Source organism: Arsukibacterium sp. (genome assembly GCF_036735525.1).
GTDB lineage: Bacteria > Pseudomonadota > Gammaproteobacteria > Enterobacterales > Alteromonadaceae > Alishewanella.
The window spans coordinates 1-10238 of the sequence record NZ_DAINOE010000049.1; the positions used below are offsets into that span (position 1 = coordinate 1).

Annotated in this window: 10 protein-coding genes and 1 pseudogene; 1 reads left to right on the forward strand and 10 read right to left on the reverse strand. The window is 45.5% G+C overall.

Annotated features, from left to right (window positions below):
- Window positions 1-923, reverse strand: a 923-nt coding sequence (locus tag V7D78_RS10745; RefSeq protein ID WP_333608453.1) for a response regulator, incomplete at its 3' end; no start/stop codon positions are given.
- Window positions 924-925: 2 nt separating this feature from the next.
- On the reverse strand, window positions 926-1516 hold the full coding sequence (locus tag V7D78_RS10750; protein WP_333608454.1) for a response regulator: 591 nt from the start codon (window positions 1514-1516) through the stop codon (window positions 926-928).
- Between the two features lie 98 nt (window positions 1517-1614).
- Here V7D78_RS10750 and V7D78_RS10755 point away from each other — a divergent pair, with 98 nt between their 5' ends.
- Window positions 1615-2796 carry an HD domain-containing phosphohydrolase gene (locus tag V7D78_RS10755; RefSeq protein WP_333608455.1) on the forward strand — a complete coding sequence of 394 codons (1182 nt, stop codon included), beginning with the start codon at window positions 1615-1617 and terminating at the stop codon, window positions 2794-2796.
- Here the strand turns inward: V7D78_RS10755 and V7D78_RS10760 are convergent.
- From V7D78_RS10760 to phhA, 8 genes and pseudogenes are all read right to left on the reverse strand, one after another.
- Complete coding sequence (locus V7D78_RS10760) at window positions 2779-3099, reverse strand: response regulator (RefSeq protein ID WP_333608456.1); 321 nt, start codon at window positions 3097-3099, stop codon at window positions 2779-2781. The genes V7D78_RS10755 and V7D78_RS10760 overlap by 18 nt on opposite strands.
- 506 nt (window positions 3100-3605) lie before the next feature.
- Window positions 3606-4250, reverse strand: a complete 645-nt coding sequence (gene maiA, locus V7D78_RS10765) for a maleylacetoacetate isomerase (RefSeq protein ID WP_333608457.1) — start codon at window positions 4248-4250, stop codon at window positions 3606-3608.
- A 265-nt stretch (window positions 4251-4515) separates the two neighbouring features.
- Window positions 4516-5535 carry a fumarylacetoacetate hydrolase family protein gene (locus tag V7D78_RS10770; RefSeq protein ID WP_333608458.1) on the reverse strand — a complete coding sequence of 340 codons (1020 nt, stop codon included), beginning with the start codon at window positions 5533-5535 and terminating at the stop codon, window positions 4516-4518.
- Window positions 5536-5553: 18 nt separating this feature from the next.
- Entirely contained in the window at window positions 5554-6693 is a 1140-nt protein-coding gene (locus tag V7D78_RS10775) for a homogentisate 1,2-dioxygenase (RefSeq protein WP_333608459.1), read from the reverse strand.
- Window positions 6686-7759, reverse strand: a complete 1074-nt coding sequence (gene hppD, locus V7D78_RS10780) for a 4-hydroxyphenylpyruvate dioxygenase (protein ID WP_333608460.1) — start codon at window positions 7757-7759, stop codon at window positions 6686-6688. Before hppD ends, V7D78_RS10775 begins: the two co-directional genes overlap by 8 nt.
- Window positions 7760-7972: 213 nt before the next feature.
- A complete protein-coding gene (gene tyrR, locus V7D78_RS10785) occupies window positions 7973-9535 on the reverse strand; it encodes a transcriptional regulator TyrR (RefSeq protein ID WP_333608461.1) in 1563 nt (520 codons plus the stop codon).
- Between the two features lie 147 nt (window positions 9536-9682).
- Entirely contained in the window at window positions 9683-10024 is a 342-nt protein-coding gene (locus V7D78_RS10790; protein ID WP_333608462.1) for a 4a-hydroxytetrahydrobiopterin dehydratase, read from the reverse strand.
- Between the two features lie 10 nt (window positions 10025-10034).
- Window positions 10035-10238: pseudogene (gene phhA / locus V7D78_RS10795) on the reverse strand (phenylalanine 4-monooxygenase); the annotation flags it as partial.

Here is a 10238-nt window from a genome sequence, read left to right on the forward strand (position 1 = left end):
GCCAAATACCCCAGACATCCATACTTAGACATACTAGACAATAAGGACCCGGCAATGTTTTCAAATAATTGTTCGGCTTCTACAAATCCGATAATGTCATTTATAAGGTGATAATCTTTAATTTGTAGCGCTACCAACGCCGACGTTTTATTCGTTTGCAAAAGGCTATAAATTTTTCTTATCAAGCCATTTTGATTCAGAACTTGTGGCAGATTAACGGTACTGTCAACTAAAAGCGGCAACTCTTCAGCCAGTTGCAAACGAAGCAAAGCAAAATGCTTGTCAGACATCTGCACATCCACTTCGATTGCCCGGGTTTGATGTTGGCACTGCACTCCCATTTTTTGGCGGCTAAGTAATTGAGTGAGTAGTTCAGTATCTAAATCCGAAAAAAGCTGCGACACATTACCTACCGCTAACTCAGTGCCCGACATACTTAATAATTGTTGAGCTGTGGCATTACTGCGGCACAGTTGACCAGTCATAGTCACTTCCAATAAGGCCTCCCGACTGGATAGCAAAAATTGATTTCGTATTTTTTTGTTACGTCGCTTATGGTATTCCTCAAAAGCCAGTTCAATTTCGATCAGTAAGGCGTCATCATCCCAGGGTTTTTGCAAAAATCTGAAAGCACTTCCAGAGTTCAATAACCCAATCACTGCATTAAAATCAGCAAAACCACTCAATACCATACATATACATTGAGGAAAGTCTTGCTTGATGTTGAGCAGTAATTGATCACCTGTCATGCCAGGCATTCTAAAATCAGAGATAACCACATGGCAGTCATGCTGTGCCATCAGCTCTAATGCTGCAAAGCCGCTTTCTGCGGTTAACACGGTATATCCTGAACGTCGCAACAACCGCTCCAACGCTTTTAGGATATTGACTTCATCATCAACCAACAGAATAGTTTTTTGCATGTCTAACCTTCCAGCAGTAATGAATTTACTAATTGAATCAGCTCGTTATTCTCAAAAGGTTTAGATAAAACCGCATCTGCGCCTACTTGCTGAGCCTTTGCTAATTGCGCCCTGTCCATCCCGGAAATCACTAGCACTTTCACTTTTGAAAGCTCAGGTTGTTCCCGAATAAAGCTTAGCACTTCAAATCCATCTAAACCTGGCATAGCCAGATCAAGCGTAATTAAGTCAGGTTTATGTTGCATGATCAACAAGCCTGCCTGAAACCCATCATTTGCCATCATAATACTGTACCCCTCAGGTTGCAGTATTCGCCTGATAGCCTGACGATATGCACTTTCGTCGTCGATGATTAAAATTGAACATTGATGTTGTAATTCACCTTTGTTGGGTTTGTCGTAAGACTCAAATGCTTCTGGTAAAGGCATATTTTGTTTATGTAAAAACAGTAAAAAATCATCTAACAAAACACGGTAGTTACCTCTTCCCGGCAATTTATGTCCTTTTAGCTGGCCATTGGCAATCCAGCGACTGACTGTTCTATGGTGGACATCACAATAAGTGGCGATTTCACCCGGTTTTAATGTTTTCATTGATAGCGTCTTCTTAGCATAACTTGACCATAGCTCAGTTATAGCATATAACATTACTTAAAGACAAATAAGACACATGAGAAAGTGAGGGCTTAGAAATGAAAGAATCCATTGCAATGCCAACTGTTCTTTGTGTTGACGATGAGATGAGTATTTTAAAATCACTAAAACGGCTTTTCATCGATAAACCATACACGTTGTTACTGGCTAACAGCGGTAAGGAAGCTCTTGAACTGATGCAGCAACAGGCTGTTCATTTAATTATATCGGATATGAAAATGCCACAGATGAATGGGGCAGAATTTTTATCGCAAGCGGCCCGATTACAGCCTGATGCATATCGTATTCTGATGACCGGATATGCCGATCTCAGCTCTACTATTACGGCGATTAATATTGGAAAAATTCATCGCTACGTACAAAAACCCTGGGAAAACGCTGAGTTAATTCAATTAGTGAATGAAGGCCTGGAGTTTTTCAGGTTGATCACCTCTAACAAACAGCTGACAATAAAAGTTGCTAATCAAAACAAACAGTTAAAAGAGATGAACCTTAATCTGGAAGAAATGGTACATCAAAGGACACTACAACTTAAAAAGACGTTAACTCAGCTCAAAGGCTTGGTAGAAGAGCGCAGTAAAGAGCACAAGTCAATTCTGGAAGTGCTTTACAATATTATTAGCATCAACCCACAGTTAAGTGGCGAATTTGCACTTAATGTGGCCGAAACCTCTAAACACATCGCGGCACTGTTACAACTCTCTAAAGAGCAACAACAAGAGTGTTATCAGGCAGGCTTATTTTGCGAACTGGGTAAATTGAGTTTCAACTCCGACATGCTGGAAACGCCATGGTATAAACTGGATGGCAATGCACGTGCTTTTTACTTACAACATCCCCAACATGCCGAAGATATTCTGGTTCCGGCTACTCACCTACATTCAGTGTCAGATATGATAAGTCAACAGTATGAACGCTTTAATGGCAGTGGCTCACCAGATAAACGTGTTGGTACGGATATTCATATCGGTGCGCGGATCATTTGTGTTGCCCGCGACTTCTGGTCTTTGATTTACCATAAATTACATCCCAAGAAACATAGCCGTGACGAGGCTTTTGATGCCATCAAAAGGCTGTCAGGATCCTTGTATGATCCTGATGTAGTTAATGTACTGGACAAACTACTACATAAACACAACCCCATTATTACTGAAAAGCGAGAGCAAGGTCTGACAGTTGAAAAAATTTCAGTCGGCATGCAATTACATACTAATGCGTAGAAATCGAAAAGCCCCCAATGAATTGACTATCGCTAAGGCCTGCGGCTGAATATCAGCACTAATAACTATGACGATTGTCTTTTCATGCTGCTCCTTTAAATGCTTTAGCACTTCAAAACCATCCATCTCAGGCATTTGTAAATCTAAAAAAAGAACTTCTGCTTTTCCTGATTCAACAGCCGCTAATGCTTCTTTACCGTTAGTAGCTTCATGTACTTCAACATCCCAGTCTGCAGACAGTGCTTTTCTAATAATTTTTCGGGACATTGCTGAATCATCAGCAATCGTAATTGGAATTGGCATAGCGGCTCCGCTCTCTCAAATGACCTAAATGTCTCATGTGTCTTAATAATTGCTAATTTCCGCTGTCTTGTCAAGTTGCTTTGCTTGCTTTTTGAACAACCTTTGTTGCAACATACTTTGCAATACCTGATGAGTTATCTGCTTTGCTATATCAGCATCAACACTGCTTTGCTTAAGAGCTGCAAGTGCCGCAACCATGATCTGCTTGCAAAACATGGATTTAAAAACGCTTAAGCATTTTGCGTTTTACTAATTGATTGGTGGAGTTATCTTGTACGACTCAAATCTTACTTGCAGAGTAATCTGGCTGAGTTTGCGGCAAAGCTGAAGTCGCCAGCACTTTGTTATCAGCCCCGGGGAGCTCTGTTTCAAGCTTAAATCGAATTAAAACGGCTACCAGGACAAAGGCAGGATAACAATAACGACCTATAGTGATTCTCATTGAGGCACAAGCAGCTATGAGTAAAGCGCCTAAAATACGCTTTACTCATATTAAGAATGGAGTACTAGTTTATATCAGCATCAGGCTGTTGCTCAGGAGAGGCCAGCGCAAAAGCGGCCAACTGCTGACAGTGATGATAGACACGACTAATGGTGGGGTATTCCAAAGTATCTAACTTAAAACGAAGTGCATTGTACATTTGCGGTACCAGGCAGACATCTGCCAGCGTCAGGGTATCGCCAAAGCAATATTCACCGGCACTCTGTTGTAAACGCCGCTCAAGGGCACGAAAGCCCGTATGTAGCCAGTGGTGGATCCACTCGGTTTTTTGCCCGTCGCTCAGCGCTAAAGGCCCGGTCAGGTATTGCAGTACCCGCAGGTTATTTAACGGGTGAATATCACAGGCAATATCCAGTGCCATAGCACGCACCTGGGCTCTGGCTGCGGCGTCTTCAGGCAATAACGCCGGCTCAGGATAGATTTCATCGAGGTATTCAATAATTGCCAGCGACTGGTTTAAACTCAGTTCGCCATCAACATAGGTCGGCACCAGCTGATTAGGATTAAGCTGCTGGTAGTCAAGGGCGTGTTGCTGACCACCGTCTTTTAATAAATGTACCGGTATGGTCTCAAAACTCAGTTGTTTGACATTCAGGGCAATGCGCACCCGGTAAGCGGCGGAAGAACGCCAGTAGCTGTAGAGTTTCATCTTGTAAACCTGCCCCAGAATGTGAAGAAAAAAGCTCGAACCAACAAATGAGGTACGAGCGCGTAGCTACTTTTTTCTGAGACCGTTGCAGCCCGGGATGAGCGAACAAATTCGTCAGGAACGAATTTGAACAGCTCAGCTGGCCCGCTCGGGTGAACTTCACGGATGAAGTTCATCATCGAGCCCCCAGGGATGGGTTCACGGCGCGTCACAGAAAAAATGTACGGAGTGCTCGTACCGCACCATCTCATTACACTGTTTTAAGCTATTTGGCGTTATATTGCACCACTTGCTGGTCAATAGCACCAAAAATACTCTGCCCCTGCTCATCCAGCATTTCCATTTTAATGGTATCACCAAAACGCATAAAAGGCGTAGTGGGCTTACCATCGCGAATGGTTTCAATCATCCTAATTTCGGCAATGCAGCTGTACCCAACACCGCCCTCATCTACCGCTGAGCCATGCTCTGTCCCCTGCTTATTGGATACAGTCCCTGAACCTATAACAGCACCGGCACCCAGGTGCCGGGTTTTAGCGGCATGGGCAATTAACTGGCCAAAATTAAAGGTCATGTCGATACCGGCATTCGGCTTGCCAAACACCTTACCATTATAGGTAGACACTAAGGGTAAATGCACGCGGCCATCCTGCCATTTGTCACCCAACTCATCAGGCGTCACTGCCACCGGGCTAAAGCTGGAAGACGGCTTAGATTGAAAGAAGCCAAAACCTTTTGCCAACTCATTCGGGATTAAGCCGCGCAGCGATACATCATTCACTAACATAATTAAGCGGATTTTACTGGCGGCATCCGAGGCACTGCAATGCATGGCCACATCATCTGTAATAACTGCCACTTCACCCTCAAAATCGATCCCATAATCTTCACTGACCACCTCAATGTGGTCCATCGGGCCGATAAAATCGTCTGAGCCACCCTGATACATCAGTGGATCAGTCCAGAAACTCGGTGGCATCTCGGCATTGCGCGCTTTGCGCACCAGCTCAACATGATTGACATAAGCACTGCCATCGGCCCACTGGTAAGCGCGCGGTAAAGGCGACTCACACTGAGCAGGGTTAAAAGGCATCTCACCACTTAGGCTACCACTATTTAGTGCCTGATAATGCTGTTGCAGCTTGGGTGCTAACAGGGCCCAGTTATCCAGCAACTGTTGCATAGTCAAAGCCACGTCAGGGACCGGCACACAACGACTTAAATCCCGGCTCACCAACACTAACTGACCATCGCGGCTATCATTTTTTAAACTTGCTAACTTCATACAATTCCTTAATAAACATCAGACCTGGGGCTTGGTTTTCCAGCTGTTTACGTAATCCGGATTTTCTGTGGCCAACGCCGCTTCACCCACCTGCAGTGCATCGCGGGTGTCGAGCATGACCGCCACTTCGTCAGTAAATTTTTTGCGGTATTCCAGGCCGGCCTGAAAGGCTTTCGGGTGCGGACCATGAGTAAAGCCCGCAGGGTGAAAGCTCACCATGCCTTTTTCAATATTGTCGCGGCTGAAAAAATCACCGGCATGGTAAAACAGCACTTCATCATAGTCGTCATTGTTATGATAGAACGGTACTTTTAATGCGCCAGGATCACTCTCAATAGGACGCGGCACAAAGGTACACACCACAAAGCGTTGCGCGACAAAGGTAGTATGCGCTGAAGGCGGTAAATGGTAACGGTGGCTCATTAATGGCCGGATATCACGCCAGTTAATGCGCATTACCGCTAAATCACCATGCCAGCCGATGGCATCTAACGGATTATAGGGGTAAGTAATCACTGACACCTGATCATGGCGTTTTACTTCAACCTGCCAGCTTGACTCACTGTACTGCGCCTTAAAGGCGTCATTGATTTTTGGCGTATCCAGCATAGCCGGGTCAAAAATCGCATGATTGCCGACCAAGCCTTTTTCCGGTAACTGATAGCTGTCATTAGTCGCTTCAATTAACAGAATAAACATCGGCTCTTTCGGCTCCAGCCGCCACATAGTCGAACGTGGGATCACGATATAATCGCCATCGCGCACTGTCATATGACCATAATCGCAATACAAATCAGCACTGCCTTCATGAATGAACAGCAGCTCATCGCCATCAGCGTTGCGGGCCAGGCGGCTCATGCTGTCGCTCAGACGCCAGGTACGCATTTTACAGTGCGCATTAAACAGCAAATGCGGTACCGCCCAGGGGCTTTGCTGCTGTACCTGAGCTATATCATTAAAATTAAACAACTGTGGCCGCAATGGCCCCTGCCAGTCACTCCAGCCAGTAGGCGCATGAGTGTGATGAAAGTGCGTTGCCGGCCCAAAAAAACCACTGCGGCCGGTTTCGCGTTCATAAATCGCCTGCTGTGGAAAGTCGGCGTGCGCCTGACGTGATACATCCCCTTCCTTTAGTGGAAACGATGCCCATTTACGCATTACTTAATACTCCACGCTGAATTTGATCTTCTTCAATCGATTCAAACAAGGCTTTAAAATTACCCTCACCAAAGCCTTCATTGCCTTTGCGCTGAATGATTTCGAAGAATACCGGGCCAATCACTGTCGTGGTGAAGATTTGCAATAAAATGCCATCTTTCATTGGCGCGCCGTCAATTAGGATACGCAGATCGCGCAGTTGGTCTAAATCTTCTTCATGGCCTTCAACCCGCTCGTTCACCTTGTTGTAATAGGTTTCCGGGGTCGGCATAAAGTCCATGCCACGGCTGCGAAGGGTGCGAACCGTTTCATAAATATTATCACTGGTCAAAGCGATATGCTGAATACCTTCACCTTTATATTCGCGGATAAACTCTTCAATCTGCGATTTGTCATCTGAAGATTCATTAATCGGGATGCGAATTTTGCCACAAGGCGCGGTCATTGCTTTTGACACCAGGCCGGTTAACTTGCCTTCAATATCAAAGTAGCGGATTTCACGGAAATTACCGATGTTTTCATAAAAACCAGCCCAAACATTCATATTGCCACGCATCACGTTATGCGTGAGATGATCCAGTACTTCCAGACCGACACCATGCTTGGTCATTTCCACTTGCCAGTTATCGTAATATTTAAAATCAATGTCATACACTGAACTGGCGCCATAACGATCGACAAAATACAACAAACTGCTGCCAATGCCGTAGACAGCCGGGATATTCAGTTCCATTGGGCCAATCTGGTTTTTGTATTCTTTGGCGCCATTAGCCAGCGCATGTTTTAAGGCGGCGGCGGCATCTTTTACCCGAAACGCCATCGCACAAACAGAAGGGCCATGCAAGCGGGCAAATTCCTCTGCCTGAGAATTGGGTTCAGCGTTTATGATAAAGTTAATATCACCCTGTTTGTACAACCAGGCTTGTTTTGAACGGTGCTTTGCCACTTCGGTAAAGCCAAGTGAATGGAACAAGTCTTTCAACTTTTCAATACCTTCGGCATCTGCAGCTGTATATTCAACAAATTCAAAACCATCTGTACCTAAAGGGTTTGTCATATCAACCATCTGTGTTACTCCAAGCTATCTCGATTTAGCCCTTATGATGCGCCCGCCATTAAAAAAAGGAAGAGTCGGGCAGTTTGGTAGGAAAGCGTTGAGGGAGGCGCGTTTTGTAAGCTTAAGCATACAAAATACACTTTTTAAGCAGTGCACTAAGCAGCAGGCCGCCAGACTAGGCTGGCGGCCTGACAATAGTAATGATAACTGGACAAGCTGTAATTAAATTTTTACGGTCTTACGGTTAATGCCATAATCTCTGAGTTTATTGGCCACAGCAGTGTGGCTTAAACCCAGCTTTTTTGCCAATTGCCGCGAACTAGGGTACGCCGGATACAGCTTGCGCAGTAAGTTAGCTTCAAAGCGTTTCACCGCTTCATCCAGAGTGCCATCAAACTCCTGCTCTAAATAGCCAAAGTCGCTGGTATAGCTTGGCAGTTGCAGATGGCTTTTATCCAGTTCATAACCCTCAAGCAAGGTCACCGCCCGGTACAACGCATTTTCTAACTGGCGCACATTACCAGGCCAGGGATATTGCTGCAAAAACTGGCCACAACTGTCGGTCAGCCGAGGTGCCTTGCGGCCAAGACGGGCAGCAAACCGGGCGATAAAAAATTCGGCAAGCGGCACCACATCCTGTTTACGCTCGCGAAGCGGCGGCAAAGTTAATGTTAGTACGTTTAAACGATAGAATAAGTCTTCGCGAAACTTACCTTCCTGCACCATGCCGGGTAAGTCTTTTTGGGTAGTACAAATCACCCGCACATCCACTTTGACTTCGTTTTCATCAGCGACCCTGCGAAAACTGCCATCCTGTAAAAAGCGGATAAGTTTGGTTTGCAACTGGTGCGACATTTCGCCCACTTCATCCAAAAACACCGTACCGCCATTGGCCTGTTCAAAAATGCCTTTTTTGCTGTCATTACTGCCGGCAAAAGCATTAGGGCCATAACCAAACAACTCAGATTCAGCGACATTATCTGGCAGTGAGGCGCAGTTTACCGCTAAAAAAGGTTTGCCATGGCGACTGCCTGCCGCATGACAAGCGCGCGCCAGCAACTCTTTACCGGTGCCGGTTTCACCCATAATTAAAATAGGCGCATCCAACTGCGACATTTTCTTTGCTTCACGCACCACTTTGCGCATCAGGTTGCTGTTGGCTTGCAGGGTATTAAAGCTTTCCTGATCGCCCTTTTTAAAAGCCACCATATGCTGGCCAAGCCGACTTTCTGATTTTAGGTTAATCACCGCACTGGCTAAGATTTCATGGCCGGCTTCATCTTGCACCATGACCGGTAAAATGTCGGCAATAAACCTTTTGCCGTGAATTTCAAAACGCCGGGTTTGTGCCAACACATCATCGCTTTCCAGCCACCGCTGAAAATTAAAGCCTTTCACCATACTCTGCAGTGACTGGCCAACAATATCATGGTAATTCACCGATAAGGCCGTTAACGCGGCGTCGTTAATTACCGTGACATTGGCCTTCAAATCTATGGCAATTAAGCCATCCGGCAGGGTTTTTAATAAGGTGGTCAGCTCATTATGTTCACGCTCTGAGGGCATAAAGGCAGTGGTTTTAACATCTTCCACGCCATTGATGCGCCGGATGCGGGTCATCAGCTCCTGAAACTGCTCAAAATGCAAACTTGGAAAAGACACATACATCCGGTTCAGCGACGGATCGACCTCGATACCACGCAAGTCGAGCTGAAAGCTAACCAGAATATTTAACACCTCCTGAGCTAGGCCCAGACGGTTTTGGCACTGGATTTCTAAACGCATAGTCAGAGCAAACCTTAAATACCACCAAGGGCTCTATATTACGGTAAAGCAGGCAAACTAGACCAGCATATTTGTAAAGATATGTGCACGAATCAGATTAAAAGCAGGCTGGATACGATGGGTAACCAGCCAAAGGGGAATTTGATATTAGTCGCTCAGCAGCGCATCCGTTTTAGCAGCACATATAAAATCGTTTTTATGCAGGCCTTTAATCGAGTGCGACCACCAGGTTACTGTTAACTTGCCCCACTCCAGCAACAATGCCGGGTGATGGCCTTCGTCTTCAGCCAGCTGAGCTACCTTCTGATGAAAGGCCCAGGCCAATTTAAAGTTTTTAAACTTATATAGCCGCTCTAATTGTAAAATGCCATCACGCACTACCGGCGTCCAATCAGGTAATTGCCGCATCAGCTCGGGCAGCTCGGCATCCGATACCCGCGGCGCATCTGCGCGACAGGCTTCACATTTCATACTGGTTAACTCAGCCATTAATAGTATCCTAACTTGCTTGTTGTTCTTTTGGTGGAAATTTAGGGGCATGTAAGCCTAGTGCTTTTGCTTGTTCAAGCAGCGCCGGCATATCCTGATGCGCAATATCAAACAAATCATCAATACGCTCAATCATAAAATAAACCGGCTGCATGATATCAATACGGTAAGGTGTGCGAAGTACATCAAGCGCATCAAAGGGCTTACGCTCTGG